The organism is Cellulomonas sp. P4_A2 (genome assembly GCF_056402515.1).
Window position 1 is genome coordinate 1 of sequence record NZ_JBFUHG010000004.1, and the last position, 19,327, is coordinate 19,327.

Sequence of the window (19,327 nt, forward strand, 5' to 3'; positions counted from 1 at the left end):
GGCTGGTCATCGACACCGGGACGGTCGGCTACCGGCCGGGTGCGGACCTGACCCGGACCGTGATCGCCCGGGACGTGACCTGCACGTTCCCCGGATGCCGACAACCCGCCACCCGCTGCGACCTCGACCACATCACCCCCTACGACCCCACCCGACCCGCCGCCGAGCAGACCCACGCCGACAACCTGCACGCCCTGTGCAGGCACCACCACCAGGCCAAGACCAAGAAACACTGGAACGTGCACCGCAACCCCACCACCGGCGTCACCTGGTGGACCAGCCCCGAGGGCATCACCTACGCCCGACACCCCACACCACTCCTCATCAACCCCGACACACTCACCTGCCCACCCGGCAAGCACCGCCACCGACCCCACGAGGACGACGACGAACCACCCTTCTAGCAACCGGCCAGCGTCCTGACGCACCACTTCTCGAGGCTCAGCCCTGCCACGGCCGGGGGCGCTCCTGCTCACGTTCCGACTAAGCCCGGCCCGACTAAGGCACCGCCGACTCACCTTCCGAGGTGACAGCTCGTTGCCGCCTGGTCCGTGACCTCTGTCGGCGGCAGCCGGTTGGATGGGTGGATGGACGAGGGCGATGCGCGGAGGGCGGTTCTGGCGCTGCCTGAGGTCACCGAGCGCGAGAGCTGGGGGCAGCCGGCCTGGTTCCACCGGAACATGGTCGCGAGGATGTGGGACGGCGAGCGGCTGACAGTTCGGGTCGAGGACGACGGCGAGCGGCTCGCTCTCGTGGAGCAGATGCCTCGGCTGTACTCGACGACCGACCATCACGCGGGGACGAACCTGGTTCTCATCCAGCTCGCGACGGTCGACGCAGAGACCCTGGAAGCACATCTCGCCGAGTCGTGGTGGTGGGCCGCTCCCCCGGTCCTGCGCAAGCGGTACTCGCACCTGGGGCCGACCGACGGGGACTGAGGTCGGGACAAGGACGAGAACCGGCTCGCGGCGGTTGAGCTGGGCGGGGTGCTCGCGCCTGCACGGAGCGGTTGAGCTGGGCAGGTTTGCACAGCCGTAGGGAAGGTCCAGCCGTGAGCTACGCCGGCTGCGCCGCCGTGCGGAGCGCGACGCGTGGGAGGACTTCCTCGCCGACGCGGTATGCCTCCTCGACGTGCGGCCAACCGGAGAGGATGAACTCGTCGAACCCGACGGCCGCCAGCTCGACGAGACGGTCGGCGACCTCGTCGTGGCTTCCGACGAGCGCGGTGCCGGCGCCCTCGCGCAGCAGGCCGATCCCGGCCCAGAGGTTCGGGCCGACCTGCTGGTCGAAGGCTGACGCGACATCGGCGAGTCCTTGGGTCAGGCTCGTCATCCGTGCCTGGCCGACCGATTCCATCGTCGTGAACCGGGCCTGCGCTGCGGCTCGGGCGTCGGGGTCCATCCCGGCGAGCAGGCGGTCGGCCTCGGCCCATGCCTCGTCGGCGGTGTCGCGGCTGATGACGTGCAGACGGACACCGAAGCGCGGACTGCGGCCGAGCGCCGCCGCGGCGGCGCGGACCCGGGCGACCCGCTCGACCAGCGCGGGGATGGGCTCGCCCCAGGCGAGGTAGACGTCGGCATGCTGGGCGGCGACCGCCTCGGCGGCCGGCGAGGCACCGCCGAAGTAGACGTCCGGACGCGGTGCGGGCAACGACGGGAAGCCTCCGTCGGCGACCGTGTAGTGCGGCCCGGAGTGCGAGAGAGGCGTCGGCCCCCAGAGCCCGCCGAACACCTCGAGGAACTCCGCGGTCCGCGCGTAGCGCTCGTCGTGGCTGAGCGTGTCGCCGTACGCGCGCTGCTCGGCTGGGTCGCCGCCCGTGACGATGTTCACCGCGAGCCGGCCGCCGGACAGGCGCTGGAACGTCGCCGCCTGCTGGGCAGCCAGCGTCGGGAGCAGGAAGCCCGGGCGGAACGCGACGAGGAACCGGAGCCGCTCGGTCAGCGGCAGGAGCGCGGCGGTCGTGATCCAGGCGTCCTCGCACGCCGCGCCGGTGGGCGTCAGGACCGCGTCGAAGCCCGACTGCTCGGCCGCCCGGGCGATCTGGCCGAGGTAGGCGAGCGACGCGGGGCGGGTCAGGACGCGCCGCGCGACACCTGCCGCGGCGACGACGTTGGCCACGTGCCGCCCGTCGCCGTTGGTGGGGAGGAACCAGTGGAAGGAGCTCATGTCGACCTGTCCGGTTGCTGTGGGAGACGCGCGCATCGTCGTCGTGCGGCCGGGTCAGGACAAGTGGGGGCTCGCGGCATCTCATCGCTCGGATGCAGCACCCGAACTAGGTTGGACGGATGAGCGACCCAGAGCAGAGCGTGGCGCCGACGCGTGAGCCCGGTTGGGTGCGGCACGCGATCTGGTGGCACGCGTACCCGCTGGGGTTCGTCGGGGCATACCCGCAGTCCGGCGGCCCCGGGTACGGTGCGACGCCCGACGAGCACAGGCTCCGACGGATGGTGAGCTGGTTCGACCACGTGATCGCGACCGGGGCGTCGGGGATCGCGCTCGGGCCGGTGTTCGCGTCGGAGTCGCACGGCTACGACACCGTCGACCACCTGCTGATCGACCCGCGGCTGGGCACCGACGAGGACTTCGACGTCCTGGTCGACGAGGCGCACCGGCGCGGGCTGAGGGTGCTGCTCGACGGGGTGTTCAACCACGTCGGACGCACCTCGGCGATCGCGCGCCGATCGGTCGAGGCGGCGCAGGGACGGTCGCAGGACGAGGTGTGGCTGCTGCGGGTGGACGGCGGCGGCCCGACGGACTTCGTCGACTTCGAGGGGCACGGCTCGCTGGTGACCCTCGACCACGGGCACCCGTCGGTCGTCGACTACGTGGTCCGCGTGATGAACCACTGGCTGGACCGCGGCGCGGACGGCTGGCGGCTGGATGCGGCGTACGCGGTGCCGACGAGCTTCTGGGCGCAGGTGCTCCCGCGCGTGCGGGCCGAGCACCCGGACGCGTGGGTCGTCGCGGAAGTCATCCACGGTGACTACGCCGGGTTCGTCAGCGAGTCGGGCGTCGACTCCCTCACGCAGTACGAGCTGTGGAAGGCGATCTGGAGCTCGATCGAGGACAGCAACCTCTGGGAGCTGGCCTGGTCGCTGAAGCGGCACGACGAGTTCCTCGACTCCTTCGTGCCGCTGACCTTCGTCGGCAACCACGACGTCACGCGCATCGCCAGCAAGATCACCGACCCGCGCCACCTGCCGCACGCCCTGGTGGTCCTGCTCACGGTGGGCGGGACGCCGTCGATCTACGCGGGCGACGAGCTGGGGTTCCTGGGCGTCAAGGAGGAGCGCGAGGGCGGCGACGACGCGGTCCGGCCGGAGTTCGCCGCGGACGGGCCTGCGGCGCAGCAGCGGGACGACCGGGCCGCCGAGATCCTGCGGTTGCACCAGGACCTGATCGGGCTGAGGCGGCGGCACCCCTGGCTGCACGACGCGCGGACCACGCAGGTGGAGCTGTCCAACACCCAGCTCGTCTACGAGGTGCGGTCCACCGACGAGGGGAACGACGACGCGCTCGTCGTGGCGCTCAACATCGGGGACGAGGAGCTCGGGCTCCCGGCCGGCGAGGTGCTGCTCGCGAGCGGCGACGTCTCGCGCGGCGCGGTCGAGGCGCACGGGTGGGCCGTCGTCGAAAAGTAGGGCTCGAGAAGTAGGGCTAGCGAATTAGGGCTAGCGAAGTGGGGCTCCAGAAGCAGGCGACTCGAGCGAGAGGGTGGCGCACCGGCTCTCCCGTGGTCGGTGCGCCACCGGTTTCAGGGCGGATCAGGGAGATGCGCGGCGAGGCGACGTCGGAGGGGGCGTCGCCTCGCCGCGCAGGACCAGCCGGCGGCGAGGGTGCGGACTCGCCGCCGCTGGCCGGACAGGTGGCGGGACGGGGATGCCGCCCCGCCACCCGAGGATCACCAGGCGGAGGGAGCCGGGGGCACGACGACCGGCGGACGGTCGTCGCAGGTGATCGTGTTGGGCAGCTCCCACGGGGCGAACCACGGCCCGGTGGTGCCGCCACCGTCGTTGCCGCCACCGTCGATCGAGGACCACTCGGACCCGGCCGACGTGAAGTGGAACGTGCCGCAGTTGTTGATGCCGACGGCACCGACGTTGCGGGCGTCCACGTTCTCGAACGTCGCGGACCCGGCCACCCGAGCACTGAGCACCGAGGTGCCGGTGCCGTCGACGCGGATGTCCTTGAAGTGCAGGTTGGTGATCGAGTACAGGTCCTTCACGGGCCAGTCGGCCACCAGCATGATCGCGTTGTAGGTGTTGTCGAGGAAGTGGTCGCCGACCACCTGGATGTCCGCGTCGATGTTCTTCTCCAGCGCGAAGAACCAGATGGCGCCGAGGCCGATGTTCCAGTTCAGCTCGTAGGTGCCGGCGCGGACGGTCGTGTTGTCGGTGATCCACAGGTGCCCGGCGAACGGCTCGGCGCCGAACCGGGAACCGACCTGCAGTGCTGAGCCCTCACGCAGCGGGTCGGCGATCAGGTTGCCGGACACCGTGTTGTCGGTGCCGCCGTAGATCGCGATGCCGTTGGCGAGCGTGGGCGTCTGGACCGTGTTGTGGTCGAACGTGTTGCCGGCGTTGCCGACGTGCTCGGACCACATGGCCAGACCGTCGTCCCCGGTGTTCCGGACGAACGTGTTCCGGACGGCCGAGTTGGTGACGCCGGTGTGGAAGTTCACGCCGTCGGCGATCTGGTCGACGATCACCGAGTTGGTGATCTGCACGTTGTTCATCGGCCCGTCGAGCCAGACGCCGACCTTGGTGTGCTGGATGTACAGGCCGTCGATCGTCGAGTCGCTCAGCGCGCCGCCGACGCCGTTCACCTGGTCCGTGTCGATGCGCTCGCGCACGTCGCCGCGGATGGTGAACCCGGACAGGTGCACGTTGTGGCTGCCGCCGACGGACGCGTCCTTGCCGTAGAACCCGACGCCGGTGTGCACGGAGCCGTCGGGTGCGGGCGTGGCCAGGGCCACCTCCGAGCCGCGGATGACCGTGTACCAGCTGCCGGCGCCGATGATCGTGACGTCGTCGACGATGATGTGCCGGTTCACCTGGAAGACGCCCGGCGGCACGTACACCGGCAGGTGCGCCTTCTTGGCGAACGCGATCGCCTTGTCGAACGCGGCCGCGGAGTCCTTGCGGCCGAACGGGTCGGCGCCGAAGAGCAGCACGTTCGCCGCCTTGAGCTTGATCGTCGGCAGACCCACGACCTCGGAGTCGAGCAGGTCGATGACGGTCCACGCGGCACCGGCCGACGCCGTGAGCCGGACCTTGGAGCCGGCGCGGTAGGTCTGCCCGAGCAGCACACGCTGCTCGTCGTAGAAGTGCATGGGCCGGAACGGGGTCGTGATGGTGGGCGTCGGGGTGGTCGCCGCCGGCACGCAGCCGCACTCGGTGATCCACCAGTCGGCGTGCAGCAGGCCCGCGTTGGGGTCGTTCGAGAACGGGTACTGGTTGTACAGGTACGCGTACTGCGACGTGAGCGTGGCGGTCGTCGCGCGGCCGCCGTTCACGGCGATGGACAGCGGTGCGGTGATGCCGCCGCCGTTGGGGGCGTCGGGGAGCGCGTATCGGACGGTGAGCGCGTTGGCGGTCTTCGGCAGCGTGAACTCGACGTACTGGCCGGGTGCCAGCTTGACCGCCTTCCGGCCCGACGCCTCGGCGGGGAGCGTGTAGGCGGTGCGGTCGGGGCCGATCACTGTGCCGGTGGTGGCCGCGTTCTCGGCCTCCTGCTCGACGAAGCCGAGGTCGGCGCCGCGACCGGCGACGAGGGACGGGTCGAGCGCCGCACGGGTGACGGGGGTGGGCGGCGCGGGGGCGGGCTGCGCGGACGCGGCCGTCGCGGGGGCGACGAGTGCGATCGCAGCGAGCAGGGCGGGGACTGCCAACACAGATCGTCGAACGGGGGTCCTCACGGGAGCGCCTCCTTGCGCAGCCGGGACGGCGTCGGTGGGGAACCGCGCCGCATATCGGACACACCGTAGGGACTCGACGATATGTGAGACAAGACCGAATGGCGAATTGCAAGAACTTACGTTCACTACGCAAATCCATGCGCAGACGGAGGCTATGCGGACAGATGAGTCACCTGCGGCCACACCGACGACCACGTCCCGTTCGGACCGTCGCAGACCTGGACGACGCCGTCCTGCTCCTCGTTGTCCACGCCGAACCCGTTGTCGACGGTCGCGACGACCTCGCAGCCGACCGCCCAGGCGGGTGCGCCGTCGTAGCCGACGAGCACGAAGGGACCGTCGGACCCCGCGGGTGGACCCCAGGCCGCGTACCCGTTGTGGCCGCTGTAGGCGGGCACGTCGAGGCCGTACCACTCGAGCGCTCCGGCCTCGCCGTAGTTCCCGGTGACGACGTGCGTGGCACCCGACGCGGCCACCGCGTCGTCGACCGTCGCGACGAGCTGCGGCCAGCCGATCATCTCGACCTGGTCCTCGTTGATGTCGGCGAAGAACGAGTCCCCGAACGCCCGCTCGGACAGGACGGGCAGCCCCGCGGGCCACACGAGCAGCCCGCTCAGACCGATGACCGCACCGGCCACCACGACGCCGCGCGTGCTCCACCGCTCGACCAGCCCGCAGGCACCGGCGGCGATGAGCACGGGCACGGCGCCGACCACGTAGTAGGCCTTGCCCCCGGTCACGAAGAACACCAAGACCAGGAAGACGAACGCCCATGCCAGCGGCTTCGCGCGGACCAGGGACGGGACGCGGAACAGCCGGACGAGCCCGTAGATCCACAGGGCCGCGGTCACCGGGCTGAACTGCACGAGCAGCAGCCCGAGGAACGACAGACGTTCGACCAGGCCGCCGTACTCGGAGCGGATGTCGGCGGCGAGCTCCACCTGCGGCCACCCGTTGGTCGCCTGCCACACCAGGTTGGGCAGCCACAGCACCAGCGCGATCGCGACGCCGCCCCACGCCCACGGCGAGCGCAGGTGGTGCCGCACCTGGGGCGTGAGCGCGACGCCGACCACCAGGCCGACGAGCAGGAACGCGACCAGGTGCTTGTCCTCGAGCGCCAGCCCGGCCAGCAGACCGACGACGAGCCAGCCGCGCGGGCGGTCGCGGCGCAGGGTCCACAGCGCGGCGTACACCAGCGCGACCCAGAAGAGGGTGTCGATCGTCGTCGTCGACAGCATGTGGCCGAGGATCGCGGTGACCACGCCGCAGCCGGTCGCGACCATCGTCAGGACCTGCGCCGCCGTCCCACCGCCCAGCTCGCGCGCGGTGAGCGCCGACAGCACGACGACGCCGGCCATGGCGAGGGCGGGGACCACGTGCAGGGCCACGAGGGAGCCCGGCGCGACGAGGTCGGCGAGGTGCGCGAGCAGCGGCGTCAGGGACGGCTGGTCGGGGTAGCCCCAGGCGAGGCGGCGGCCGGCGGCGAGGAAGTAGAGCTCGTCGCGGTGCGGACCGTAGCGGGACGCGAACGCGACCAGCACCGCGAGCAGCAGACCCGCGGAGACGAGCACCCACGGCCACGCGACGGGAGGCGGCCCATCCCGACGCCGACCGGCGTCGGTGGCGACCACACAGGGAGCGTAGCGAGGTGCCCGGAAACAGGACATAGCGGCTACGGTCGCTCCTGGGGGTAGAGCAGGAGGTGGAGATGAGCACGCGTCCGCACGTCGTGGTCGTCGGCAGCGGGTTCGCCGGCTTCTTCGCGGCCCGCACGCTCGAGCGGCTGATCCCGCCCGGGGCGGCCGACCTGACGATCGTCAGCGCGACCGACCACCTCTGCTACTCCCCGCTGCTGCCCGAGGTCGCGGCCGGGCGGCTGGACGCGCGACGGATCGCGATCCCGCTGCACTCGGCCCTGCGACGGGCACGGATCGTGCAGGGCCTGGTCGAGTCGGTGGACACGATCGACCGGACGATCGACGTGTCGTGCGACCTGGCCGACCCGCTCGTCCTGCCGTGGGACCGGCTCGCGATGACCGTCGGGTCCGTGACGCGACGACTGCCCACCCCCGGCATGGAGGACCACGCGCTCGGCCTGAAGACCCTCGTGCAGGCCGTCTACATCCGCGACCACGTGCTGCGGCAGATGGAGATCGCCGACGCCACGGACGACCTGGCCGAGCGACGGGCCCGCCTCACGTTCGTCGTGGTCGGCGCCGGGTACGCCGGCACCGAGACCGCCGCGCAGCTGCAGGTCATGACGCACGCGCAGCTGGACCGGTTCCCGCGGCTGCGCACCGAGGACGTCACCTGGCTGCTGGTCGACGTCGCGCCGGCGGTGCTGCCCGAGCTCGGCCCGCGCCTCGGCGAGTTCGCGCTGGACCAGATCCGGGCGCGCGGCATGCAGGTCCGGCTCAGCACGTCGGTCACCGAGATCGCGCCCGACCACGTGATCCTGTCCGACGGCGAGACGATCCCCTCCCACACGGTGCTCTGGACCGCGGGCGTGACGCCGCCGCCGCTCGTCGGGACGCTCGGTGACGCGGTCGAGCGAGGTCGGCTCGTCGTCGACTCCCAGCTCCAGGTGCCCGGGGAGCCCGGCGTCTGGGCGGCGGGCGACTCGGCGTCCGCCCCGGACCCCTACGACAAGCAGCACCGTGCCTACCCGCCGACCGCGCAGCACGCGCAGCGGATGGGCGTGGTCCTCGGGCACAACATCGCGGCGAGCCTCGGGCACGGGGAGCCGATCGAGTACCGGCACCACGACCTCGGGCTCGTGGCCGACCTCGGACGACGCAGCGCGGTGGCGCGGCCGCTCGGGATCCCGCTGACCGGGTTGCCCGCGAAGATCGTCGCGAAGGCCTACCACCTGTACGCGGTCCCCTCGATGGCCAACCGTGCCCGCATCGCCGCCGACTGGGCGCTCAACCTGGTCAGCCGGCCGGTGCCCGCGCAGCTCGGCCTGGTGCAGCCGGGCCAGGCGCGGTTCGCGTCCGCGGAGCACACGGCCGGGCACTGAGTCGCAGCACGGCGGGAGTCAGCCGAACCGCACGACCTCCGTCGCGTTGCCGAACGCATCCGTGCGCACGCCGAGCAGAGCACCACCCACGGGGTAGTACGACTCGATGCCGTCGGGAACCCGGGAGCGCCAGTCCGTCTCGCCGGTCGCGGGGTCGAGCGCCACGAGGTCCCCGATGCGGCCGTCGCTGGCGTTCCTCAGGGTCACGAGGAGGTGGCGACCGTCGGTCATGAGCTCGCCGAACATCGAGCTCTTCGGGGACGGTGCCGTCCAGAGCTTCTCGCCTGTCCGACCGTCGACCGCGGCCAGGCCGTCCGTGGTCTGGAGGAAGACCTTGCCGCGCATGACGAGCGCACCGGGGAACTGGTAGTCAGCCACGACCTCCGACGTCCACCGCCCGTCGCCTGTCTCGGCGTCCCGACCGGTCAGCACGGTCGCCCCGCCACCGCCGTCGGACGGGGCGACAACCGCTGCGACGAGCAGCAGATCTGGCAGGCTGCCGTCGTCGAAGGTGGGGACGACCGGATCCCCGTCGAAGGCGAAACCCGGGCGGTCGTCGGCCAGGACGACGCTCGAGGAGAGGCCCGGCTCGCCCTGCGAGCTGAACACGACGCGGCCGCTCCCCGGCAGCTCCTGGAACTGTCCGGCGCGTGGTCCGTCGGCCCCTCCGACGAGCTCGTCGTCGGGAGATCGCCCGGTCGCGTCGAACAGCTCGGAACCACCGTCGAACCCGAAGACCGCGAGGTAGTCGCCGACGCGGTACACGTACGGCGGCCAGCTCGAGGACCACCCGACCACGTCCCCCGCGGGCGGTGGCACGCGTGCCGTCCAGCGCTGCTCACCCGTCGACAGGTCCCGGCCGTCCAGCGTGATCCCGGCGTCGGCGTCGTAGGTCGCCAGGACGGCGACGTCGTCGAGGACGGCCAGCGAGCCGCCGTCCGCCGCCCACTGGGCGACCGGCGAGCCGTCGGCCGTGTCGACGACGCGCACGAACGTCTGCGTCGCGGGCACGTCGGTCACCTGACCGTCCTGGCCGTACACGACATAGCCGTCGCTGACGAGGCACGCGAGGCGTGCCGGCTCGGGTCCGACGGTCGTCGGTACGCACTCGGGAACGGACGCGCCGTCCTGTGCCATGGCAGCCGCGCGGCCAGGGTCGGGGCCGAACAGCTCGGTCGTCCAGAGCACCTTGCCGGTCGCCAGGTCGCGCGCGACGAGCCGTTGCGAGCCGTCGTCGTCGTCGACGGTCGGGCCGAGCAGTGCGCCGCCGACGACGACCACGCTCCACAGGGCCTGTCCGACCGCCTGCGACCGCCACACGACGGGCAGCGTCTCGTGCACGGGCGCGAGGACGCCGGGGACCTGGGCGAGCCGTGCGACCGCGGCCCGTTCGCGTGCGTCCGCGACGAGCTGGACACCCACCACGCCCAGGAGCACGGCGGCCGCGACGGCCGGCAACCACCATCGGCGTCGCCCCGTGCGCCGCGCGGGTGAGGCGTCGACCGGCCCGGGCCCGTCATCGAGCTCGACGTCCTGCATCCCACCCCCGCGCGCCATCTCGGGAATCTAGCCGAGGACGGCGACGCCGTCTGTCGTCAGGCCGAGAAGCACCCGATCGACCGACGTGCTCGACCGGATGCCGTCGGGCAGCGGCGCGTGCCACACCGGATGGCCGTCGTCGAGGCCGTACGCGACGAGCTCGCTGCGGTCCTCGCCGGCCACGGGCTGGTCCGCGACGAGGATCGTGGAGCCGTCGGTCGCGAGCGATCCGGGCACGTGGCCCGGGGTGACGGTCGAGCGCCAGACGATGGACCCGGTGCGGCCGTCGAGCGCCACCGTTCCGGTCATGGTCGGCACGTAGACGCGACCGCGCAGGACGAGCGCCGAGCCCGTCGCGATCTCGTCGGCGGTCCAGCGTGGCTCGCCGGTGCGCGCGTCCCAGCCGCGCAGCGACGAGTCCGAGGTGAGGACGAGGTCGGGCACCGAACCGTCGTCGACCGCGACGTCGAGGAAGTTGCCCGGGAGGTCGACCTCGTCGCGACCCGTGCGCACCAGCGTCGAGCGGACCTGCCCGGACTCCGTGGTGCTGAGGAGCGCCAGCACGCCTGTCGCCTCGTCGTACCGGTACCCCGCGATGGCCGGGATCGGCTCGCGCACGAGGTCGCCCGACGCATCGAGGAGCGCCACCGACCAGCCCGGGTTGGTCACGCCGACGAGGTCGCCCGCGGCGAAGACCTGGACCGCCGAGGTGAACGCCGCCTGGCTGAGGTCCTCGCCCGCGCTGGGCGGCGTGTAGTGCCAGCGCCGCTCGCCGGTCAGCAGGTCCTGCCCGGTGACGCCCGAACCCGGCGCGGACAGGACGACCAGACCCGCGGCGCCGGAGCCGTCCGACGCGTAGGAGGCGGGGCGCACGGCCATCGACGTCGCGCCGGTGGCCTCGTGGTCCGCGACGATCCGGCCGTCGCGCGTGTCCACGACCACGACGCGGGTGGTCGTGGCGGGGACGACGGCCGGGCTGCTCGCCTTGTCGAAGTGCTGGAAGCCGTCGCTGACCAGGCACGCGACCTGGTGCTCCGACGCGGACGCGCACCGGCCGGCGACGCGCCGGTCGAGCGAGAGCGCACGGGACGCGTCCGGACCGAAGATCGACGTGGACCACCGCTGGTCGCCCGTGCGCTGGTCGACCGCGAGCACCGACTGCGACCCGTCGTCGGCGACGCTGAGCCCCACGAACGCGCCGTCCGCGACGATGCCCTCGAGCACGAGCCCGGACAGCGCCTCGGGCGGTCGCCACAGCACGCCGACGTCCGAGCCGACCGGTGTCACGACCCCGGGCACCGCGGCGAACTCGGCCACGGCGGCGCGCTGCCGGGCGTCGAAGAAGGCCTGGGTGCCGACGAGGCCCGCGGCGGCTACCGTCGCGACGGCCGCCAGCCACCACCAGCGCAGGCGTCTGCGCGGTGGTGGTGCGACAGGCAGGACGGGAGGCCGGGTGTCCTCGAGCTCGACCGTCTGCATCCCGTGCCGGCTCATGGCCTCATCCCGCGTCCGGACTGCCGAGGACGACGGCCTCGTCGTCGGAGGCCGAGACGAGCAGGTCGCCGCGGACGGTCACCGGACCGAGCAGGTCCGTGGTCCCGGTGCTCCAGGTCCGCTCCCCGGTGTCGAGCGCGAACGCGTCGAACGTGCCGACCGTCTCGCCGATGGCCGGCGAGTTGGCGACGATCAGCGACGTCCCGTCGGTCAGGAGCGTGGGGGTCTGGTCGAGCGTGCCCGCGTTCGCGGTCCAGACGAGCGCCCCGGTGCGGCCGTCGAACGCGAGCACCTCGCCCTCGCTCGCCCCGCTCAGGCAGATGACGAGCCCGTGGAGCACGATCGTCGGTCCGCCGACAGGCCCGTCGGACTCCCAGAGCGGGTCGCCGCCGGCCGCGTCCCAGGCCCGCATCGTCGAGCCGTAGGTGAGCTCGAGGCCCGGCAGGCTGCCGTCGTCGACGGACCGCTGCAGCAGGTACCCCGGCACCACCGCGTCGGGCCGGCCGGGCCGCACGATCGTCGTCGTCGGACGCCCCTCGCCGAACCCTGTGAGCAGCTCGAGCCGATCCTTGCCGACGACGACCGGCGTCCCGTCGAGCACGGCGGTCCGCTCGCGCACCACCTCGCCGGCCGACGACAGCAACGTCACCTGGCGTCGGGCCTCCTGGACGCCCACCAGGTCGCCGAGGCGGAACAGCCGGAAGCCGCCGACGTCACCGGCAGGGTCGATGCCGGGCGGCGGCGACGTGCGGCTCCAGACACGGCCGCCGGTGAGCAGGTCCTGCGCGGTCACCTCCGCATGGCCGTCGCCCCCGGGTGCACCCAGCACGACGAGGCCCGGCAGGGTCGTGAGGTCGATCGCGGCCGTACCCGGCTGGTCGGAGACGACGCGCCCGTCGGCGGTGTCGACGACGACCACGTGGGACCGCTCGGGTGCGCGCACGTAGGTGGTGCGGTTGCGGTCGCCGATGCTGACGACGGCGTCCGAGCCCAGGCACGCCACCAGCACCGGGTCGCCGTCGGAGGCCGACGGGACGGTCTCGCACGCGCTGCGGGTGGCGACTCCGCCGCGCAGCGCGAGCTCGGGGTCCGGTCCCCGTAACGGCGCCGACCACTGGCTGCGGCCGTTCGCGGCGTCGACCGCCTCGACGCGCTGCGACCCGTCGAGCGCGGTCCGCACCCCGACGACGCTGCCGCCGACGCTCACGGACCGGTCGACGAACTCCAGGTCCCGCTCGTCGACGCGCCACAGAGCGGCGACGTCCGCGTCGATCCCGTGGACGATCCCCGGCAGCGACTGGATGCGGGCTTCGGCGGCGGCATCGCGGTGGAGCAGGACGGCCTGCGTCCCGACGAGCGCCAGGACGACTGCGGCGGCCGCCGGCAGCAGGACACGGCCACCGCGTCGCACCGCAGCGGAGGCGCGCGGCGAGGGCACGTCCGACGCGCGGACGTCGTGACGAGCATCGTCGTCGAGGAGCTCGACGGACTGCATGCGGCTGCGATGCCCCATCCTCGGAGGCTAACCCGGTGGACGGTGGCACGGCCCGTCGAGGGTGGGTGATCCAGGCGCACCGAGGCCCGGCCGCCGGAGGGGGCGACCGGGCCTCGGTGGTGCGTGGGGCCTACTTCAGCCCGTTGGACACGGCGGAGACCAGCTCGCCGTTCGAGGTGTCGCCGGACAGCTCCCAGAAGAAGCTGCCGCCCAGCCCCTTGCCCTTGGCCCACGACATCTTCCCGGCGATCGTGCTCGGGGTGTCGTAGCTCCACCACTCGGAGCCGCACTTGGCGTACGCGGTACCGCCGACGGTGCCGGTGGCTGGGCACCTGGTCTTGAGGACCTTGTAGTCCTCGATGCCCTGCTCGTACGTGCCGGACGCCGGGCCGGTGGCCGAGCCGCCGGGTGCCGACTGCGTGACGCCGGTCCAGCCGCGGCCGTAGAAGCCGACGCCGAGCAGGATCTTGCTGGCCGGGACGCCCTTGCTGATGAACTTGTTGATCGCTGCCTCGGAGTTGAAGCCCGCGGTCGGGATGCCCGGGTAGGTCGTCAGCGGCGAGTGCGGCGCCGTCGGGCCGGACGGGTTGAACGCGCCGAAGTAGTCGTACGTCATCGGCATGATCCAGTCGAGCTTCTGCGCGCCGGTCGCGTAGTCGGCGAGGTCGATCTTGCCGCCGTTGCTGCCGTCGGCCGTGACCGCCGCGGTGACGAGCTGGGAGCTGCCGAACTTGTTGCGCAGCGCGGTGATGACTGTGTTGAACGCGGCCGGACCGCTCGAGTCGCACTGCAGGCCGCAGGCGTTCGGGTACTCCCAGTCGATGTCGATGCCGTCGAAGACGCCGGCCCATCGCGGGTCGTTGACCAGGTTATAGCAGGAGCTCGCGAACGCGGTCGGGTTCTGGGCGGCCTGCGTGAAGCCGGCCGACCAGGTCCAGCCGCCGAACGACCAGATGACCTTCAGGCCGGGGTGCTTGGCCTTGAGCTTCTTCAGCTGGTTGAAGCTGCCCCGCAGGGGCTGGTCCCACGTGTCGGCCACGCCGTCCACGCTCTGGTCCGCGGTGTAGGCCTTCTCGTAGTCCGCGTACGAGTCGCCGACCGAGCACTGCCCGTTCGTCGTGTTGCCGAACGCGTAGAGGATCGCCGTCAGCTTGCTCGCGGCGCCGCTCGTCTCGATGTTCTTCACGTGGTAGTTGCGGCCGTAGACGCCCCACTCCGCGAAGTAGCCGACGACCTTCGCACCGCCGGGCGGGGGCGTCGTGGGAGGCGTCGTCGGAGGAGTCGTGGGAGGCGTGGTCGGCGGGGTCGTCGGGGGTGTCGTCGGCGGGTTGGTGGTGCCGCCGCCGTTCACCGAGACGTTCGTCGCGGCCTTGAACGGACCTGTCCCGACGTAACCCCAGGTGATCGAGGCGCCGGACGCGAGCGTGCTGGCCCAGCTCTTGTTCACGGCCTTGTAGTGGTTGCCCGACCGTGTGACGTCCGCGTCCCACGAGCTGCTGATCGTCGCGCCGGACGGCAGGTCGAACTCGAGCGTCCAGCCGTTGATCGTGGCGGACGTGCCGTTGGTGACCGTCACGGCGACCTGGTGGCCGGTCCCCCAGTCGCCCTGGGACGTGAAGGTCGCCGTGACGCTGCCGGCCGCGGAGGCCGACTGGGCGATCAGGAGGGTCGCGATGAGGGTGGTCACCGCGGCCAGGGCCACGGTGACCAGCGCGGGACGCCGTCGTCCGGTGCTCGGCCCGGGCCCTGCGCCAGGAGGGGTCTGTCGGGTGGGTGCCATTGTGCTCGTCCCCTGTCCATCGTCGTTGCGTGGAATATGTAAGGAGTGTGTACTAATGGTTCATATCGGACGCTAACGGGCTTCACCCGGTGCACGCAACGGCTCCCGCGAGCGGCAGGTGGCACCACCTGTTCGAACACAATTCCCAACAAAATTGGACATCGGTCCACGTCACAACGCGGGATGTATCCCCCGACGAGGCCCACCGCCCTTGTAAGACGAACAACTTTCTCCTCGGCCGACCGGGCGAACCTTCCGCGTGTCGGTGCGATTGCGGGGCCGAGCGGCCGAAAGATGGAGGAGCAGGCGGAGGCGAGGGAGCCGACATGACGGTCACCGACGAACAGCTCCAGGTAGACCCGGAGCTCGAGGCGCAGGTGCGCGCGGAGCACGCGCACGCCACCTGGTTCGAGCTGGCCAGCGCGACGGCCAGGTCCCACCGCGAGTACGACTCGGTCCGTCGCCAGCACGACGACGAGGTCACCGCCCGCGCCCGCGGCCGGCTGCACGTGCTGGAGCTGATGCTGGGCGCGGAGACGGAAAGGCTTCACCCGCACGTCTGAGGCGCCCCCGCGAAGCCCGCCTCGTCCAGGCCGCGGGGAAGCACAGCTTCACCCGCACGTCTGAGGCGCCCCCGGGAAGCCCGCCCCCGTCCAGGCCGCGGGGAAGCACAGCTGCACCCGCACGTCGGAGGCGCCTGACATCCTGGGGCCATGCCCACACCGACCAGTGCAGGGATCCTGCTGTTCCGACGAGTCCCCGGCGCCGGCCTCGAGGTCCTCCTCGGTCACATGGGCGGGCCGTTCTGGGCGCGCAAGGACGCCGGCGCCTGGACCATCCCGAAGGGCGAGCCGTCGCCCGACGAGGACCCGTACGCCGCCGCCCTGCGCGAGTTCGAGGAGGAGCTCGGTGCGCCGCCACCCGCCTCCGACGTCCCCGACCTCGCGCTCGGCACCATCCGGCAGAAGTCCGGCAAGCTCGTCACGGCGTGGGCGCGCGAGGGTGTGTTCGACCCCGCCGACGCCGTCAGCAACACCGTCGAGATCGAGTGGCCGCCGCGGTCGGGGCGCCGTATCGAGGTGCCCGAGATCGACCGTGTGGGCTGGTTCGCTCCGGCGGAGGCCGTCGCCCTCGTCGTGAACGGGCAGGGCGAGCTGGTCGAGCGGCTCGTCGCGCTCGTCGACGGGCAGCGATCGGCGCTCTGACGTGCAGTGATGGGCGGAACGGGTGGATCCTGCCGATTCCTCAACTCTTGGGCGACTCCGGTCGATACTCCTGGAGAGATCGTCGAGGGGCGGTGCGTGGATGGGCAAGGCTGCGAACGACGGGCGACCGAGCATCGGTTGGCTCCCCGACCTCGACGCCACGCCGGCCACCACCGACCGCCAGCCGGGGTGGTACGCGGACCCCGCGGCGGCCGGCCAGCTCCGCTACTTCGACGGCGCGGCGTGGACCGACCGGGTCCAGAGCACGCGCCCGACGCTCACGTCGCGACCGCCGGCACGGCGCCTGGCCGTCGTCGCGAGCGCGACCGTCGCCCTGTTCGGCACGGTGGCCGTCGGCGCGATCTGGCTGCAGACGCCGGACCGCGCCCACGCGAGCGTCTCCGCCGTCGTCGTCCACGAGGAGCCCCAGAGCACCCCGATCGCCCCGGAGCCGACCGACCCGACCGCGACCCCGCCCGCACCCACGGGCGCCACGCTGACGTGCGGGGACCTGTACGCCGACGTCATCAGCGAGGCGCGCGAGCCGCTCCCTGGCCACCCCACGATGTCCATCGTCACGCTGCACGACACGTCGGTCGTCGAGGACCACTACGCCGAGCTCGTCGCGGGCACGCTGGCGATCCAGCCGGACCAGACCGAGGCCGTGGTCCTGACGTGCCGGGGCGTCGCGACCGCGACCGACGGCGACGACTACCCGATCGAGTTCTCCGGCGTCGTCGACGCCGACCGGAACTGGTCCGTGCACGTCGAGGACGCCCCGGCCTCCTAGGGTCCTGCCCAACCGTTCCGGCGCGGGCTCCGTTCTCCTAGGGTCGGACGACAGACCGGGGGGCACATGAGCGCGCGCTGGGAGGGGCTGCTCCAGCAGCTCGTCGAGGAACGATGGCCACGGCTGCTGGCCCGCGCGACCCTGGTCGCCCCGAGCCCCGCCGACGCCGAGGACCTCGTGCAGGACGCACTCGTGGCGACCTTCAGCAGCCGCGCTCGGTTCACCTCGCTCGGGCAGGCCGAGCAGTACGTCCGGCGCGCGATCGTGACCCGGTCCATCGACAAGGCACGCACGGCGGCCAGCGAGCGCCGGGCCACCGACCTCGCGGCCGCGCAACCGGTACCCGTCGAGCAGACGACGCTGCCCGGGCTGGAGCGCGACGTCGTCGAGGCGCTCGGGCGGCTCACCCCGCGGCAGCGCGCCTGCGTGGTGCTGCGCCACCTCGAGGACCTGTCGGTCGCACAGACCGCCGACCAGCTCGGGCTCAGCCAGGGTGCGGTCAAGCGCTACACGTCGGAGGCCGCCGCGACCATGCAGCGGCTGCTCGGCGCCACGACGACCGACGACGACGACCGGTCCGAGGTGCTCCTGGTCACCAGGGAGCCCGGACGGCGAGGGGAGCAGTCATGACCGACCTGGGGAAGCTCCTGGGATCGACCGAGGCGAGCATCGAGCGCGTCCACGACGGCGCCCGTCCCGCCGCCGGCCCGCTCGCCCGGACCGTGCGACGTGTCCGGCGCCGGCGCGCGGTCCGGCACGCGGGTCAGTCCGTGGCGGGGCTGGCACTGGTCGGGGCCGCCGGCACGGTCGTGTGGCTGGGCGGTCGGGACGCCGACGGACCGGCGCCGGCCGTCACGCCGACGGTCACCCAGGCGCCGACGCCGGCTCCGACCAGCACGTCGACCGCCTCGACGGAGACGATCGGCCCGTTCGCGACTCCCCTGCCCGTCGAGCCCGGCCTGTTCGAGAGCACGACGCGGGACTGGATGCTGACGACCAGCCTCGACACGGACCCCACCAAGCCGGTCACCGACCTCACCTCGACCCGGCTCCGGCTCGAGCTCGTCGGCCCCGACGCGACCCCGCACCAGATCCTGGAGTTCGACGACCGCACCTGGATCTCCGTGCACTCGTGGCGGGCAGGGCAGCCGATCGCCCTGGCCTCCGTCAGCGTGCACGACGAGGCCGACACCCTGGGCTGGCTCGACCTGCGGACCGGCGTCCTGACCCCGATCGAGGGTGTGAACGCCGCGAGCGGCCTGGTCGGCACGACCGACGACGGCACGGTCTGGCTCTCTCCGCCGCCTGTGCCGGCCGACCTGTTGAGCAGCACCGGCGGACGGCCGATGCCCTACCGGCTCCTGACGGACTCGCAGGAGGGGGAGATTCTGGGCACGGACACCACCCTGACCGTGCGCGACACCGACGGCACGGTCCGCGATCTCGGCCCGCTGCACGTCGGACCGTACGGCGTGAGCCTGAGCCCCGACGGCCGCTGGGTCACGGGGACCTCGGCGACGGGCGCCATGGTCGTCGTGGACGTCCGTACCGGGACGTCGACCCCGGTCACGTCGCTGCCGGCCGACCGCACGTGCACGGTCCCGGGGTGGTCCGGGCCGAGCACGATCCTCCTGAGCTGCGCGTCGGCGGACGGCACGTCGTACGACCTGCTCGGCGTCGACGCCGCTCGTCCGACCCGCCCCGCGGTGCCCGTCGGCACCTCCGAGTATCCGCTGACCTACGCGACCGTCCTGGACGACGGCCGCACCGGGGTCACGTTCGCGACGCAGGAGGGACCGTGCGCCCTCGGCGGCGACCCGGCGATCCTCCAGGACGGCGCGGTGGTGCCGCTCACCGGGCAGTGGGGCCGCTACGACCACGGCTACCTGGCCCAGTTCTCCGGCACCGGCGTCGTCACGCAGCTCAACGCCTGCTACGACGGCACCGGGAAGGCCGGACGAGAGCGCACCGTCCGAACCGACCTCGCCACCGGCGCGATCACCGAGCTGGGCGGGCCGGGTCCCGTCGAGACGGCCCTGCCCGACGGCTGGATCCGCTCGCCCAGCTACTTCCTCCCGCCGTCCTGAC

Annotated in this window: 16 protein-coding genes; 9 read left to right on the top strand and 7 right to left on the bottom strand. The window is 72.4% G+C overall.

The genetic code is table 11. From position 1 onward, the window contains the following. Nucleotides 1-404, top strand: a 404-nt coding sequence (locus AC1DUE_RS04790; protein WP_477038259.1) for an HNH endonuclease signature motif containing protein, incomplete at its 5' end; no start/stop codon positions are given. A 183-nt stretch (nucleotides 405-587) separates the two neighbouring features. Then, nucleotides 588-938 (top strand): MmcQ/YjbR family DNA-binding protein, encoded by a 351-nt coding sequence (locus tag AC1DUE_RS04795; RefSeq protein ID WP_477038260.1) that lies wholly within the window; start codon nucleotides 588-590, stop codon nucleotides 936-938. Between the two features lie 118 nt (nucleotides 939-1,056). Here AC1DUE_RS04795 and AC1DUE_RS04800 read toward each other — a convergent pair whose 3' ends face one another. Continuing rightward, nucleotides 1,057-2,166 (bottom strand): LLM class flavin-dependent oxidoreductase, encoded by a 1,110-nt coding sequence (locus tag AC1DUE_RS04800; protein ID WP_477038261.1) that lies wholly within the window; start codon nucleotides 2,164-2,166, stop codon nucleotides 1,057-1,059. Between the two features lie 119 nt (nucleotides 2,167-2,285). On the opposite strand from AC1DUE_RS04800, the gene AC1DUE_RS04805 reads away from it, so the two are divergent. Continuing rightward, complete coding sequence (locus AC1DUE_RS04805; protein ID WP_477038262.1) at nucleotides 2,286-3,641, top strand: alpha-amylase family glycosyl hydrolase; 1,356 nt, start codon at nucleotides 2,286-2,288, stop codon at nucleotides 3,639-3,641. 260 nt (nucleotides 3,642-3,901) lie between these two features. Here AC1DUE_RS04805 and AC1DUE_RS04810 read toward each other — a convergent pair whose 3' ends face one another. Together AC1DUE_RS04810 and AC1DUE_RS04815 are read right to left on the bottom strand one after the other, a co-directional pair. Beyond that, nucleotides 3,902-5,893: a glycosyl hydrolase family 28-related protein gene (locus tag AC1DUE_RS04810; protein WP_477038541.1), complete on the bottom strand. Its 1,992-nt coding sequence runs from the start codon at nucleotides 5,891-5,893 to the stop codon at nucleotides 3,902-3,904. Between the two features lie 176 nt (nucleotides 5,894-6,069). Then, complete coding sequence (locus AC1DUE_RS04815; RefSeq protein ID WP_477038263.1) at nucleotides 6,070-7,548, bottom strand: glycosyltransferase family 39 protein; 1,479 nt, start codon at nucleotides 7,546-7,548, stop codon at nucleotides 6,070-6,072. 77 nt (nucleotides 7,549-7,625) lie between these two features. Between AC1DUE_RS04815 and AC1DUE_RS04820 the strand changes: the two genes are divergently transcribed. Next, nucleotides 7,626-8,936, top strand: a complete 1,311-nt coding sequence (locus AC1DUE_RS04820; RefSeq protein WP_477038264.1) for an NAD(P)/FAD-dependent oxidoreductase — start codon at nucleotides 7,626-7,628, stop codon at nucleotides 8,934-8,936. Nucleotides 8,937-8,954: 18 nt separating this feature from the next. Here AC1DUE_RS04820 and AC1DUE_RS04825 read toward each other — a convergent pair whose 3' ends face one another. The 4 genes from AC1DUE_RS04825 to AC1DUE_RS04840 form a co-directional block, all read right to left on the bottom strand. Continuing rightward, on the bottom strand, nucleotides 8,955-10,493 hold the full coding sequence (locus AC1DUE_RS04825; RefSeq protein ID WP_477038265.1) for an outer membrane protein assembly factor BamB family protein: 1,539 nt from the start codon (nucleotides 10,491-10,493) through the stop codon (nucleotides 8,955-8,957). A gap of 9 nt (nucleotides 10,494-10,502) precedes the next feature. After that, complete coding sequence (locus AC1DUE_RS04830; RefSeq protein WP_477038266.1) at nucleotides 10,503-11,969, bottom strand: outer membrane protein assembly factor BamB family protein; 1,467 nt, start codon at nucleotides 11,967-11,969, stop codon at nucleotides 10,503-10,505. Between the two features lie 4 nt (nucleotides 11,970-11,973). After that, nucleotides 11,974-13,482 carry an outer membrane protein assembly factor BamB family protein gene (locus AC1DUE_RS04835; protein ID WP_477038267.1) on the bottom strand — a complete coding sequence of 503 codons (1,509 nt, stop codon included), beginning with the start codon at nucleotides 13,480-13,482 and terminating at the stop codon, nucleotides 11,974-11,976. Nucleotides 13,483-13,594: 112 nt separating this feature from the next. Then, entirely contained in the window at nucleotides 13,595-15,244 is a 1,650-nt protein-coding gene (locus tag AC1DUE_RS04840; RefSeq protein WP_477038268.1) for a glycosyl hydrolase family 18 protein, read from the bottom strand. A gap of 326 nt (nucleotides 15,245-15,570) precedes the next feature. Between AC1DUE_RS04840 and AC1DUE_RS04845 the strand changes: the two genes are divergently transcribed. The 5 genes from AC1DUE_RS04845 (at nucleotide 15,571) to AC1DUE_RS04865 (ending at nucleotide 19,326) form a co-directional block, all read left to right on the top strand. Continuing rightward, entirely contained in the window at nucleotides 15,571-15,807 is a 237-nt protein-coding gene (locus AC1DUE_RS04845) for a hypothetical protein (RefSeq protein WP_477038269.1), read from the top strand. Between the two features lie 150 nt (nucleotides 15,808-15,957). After that, a complete protein-coding gene (locus AC1DUE_RS04850; protein ID WP_477038270.1) occupies nucleotides 15,958-16,449 on the top strand; it encodes an NUDIX hydrolase in 492 nt (163 codons plus the stop codon). Nucleotides 16,450-16,549: 100 nt separating this feature from the next. Beyond that, nucleotides 16,550-17,239 (top strand): DUF2510 domain-containing protein, encoded by a 690-nt coding sequence (locus AC1DUE_RS04855; RefSeq protein ID WP_477038271.1) that lies wholly within the window; start codon nucleotides 16,550-16,552, stop codon nucleotides 17,237-17,239. Between the two features lie 66 nt (nucleotides 17,240-17,305). After that, entirely contained in the window at nucleotides 17,306-17,869 is a 564-nt protein-coding gene (locus AC1DUE_RS04860) for a sigma-70 family RNA polymerase sigma factor (RefSeq protein WP_477038272.1), read from the top strand. After that, on the top strand, nucleotides 17,866-19,326 hold the full coding sequence (locus AC1DUE_RS04865) for a hypothetical protein (RefSeq protein ID WP_477038273.1): 1,461 nt from the start codon (nucleotides 17,866-17,868) through the stop codon (nucleotides 19,324-19,326). Before AC1DUE_RS04860 ends, AC1DUE_RS04865 begins: the two co-directional genes overlap by 4 nt. Nucleotide 19,327 lies beyond the last annotated feature (1 nt).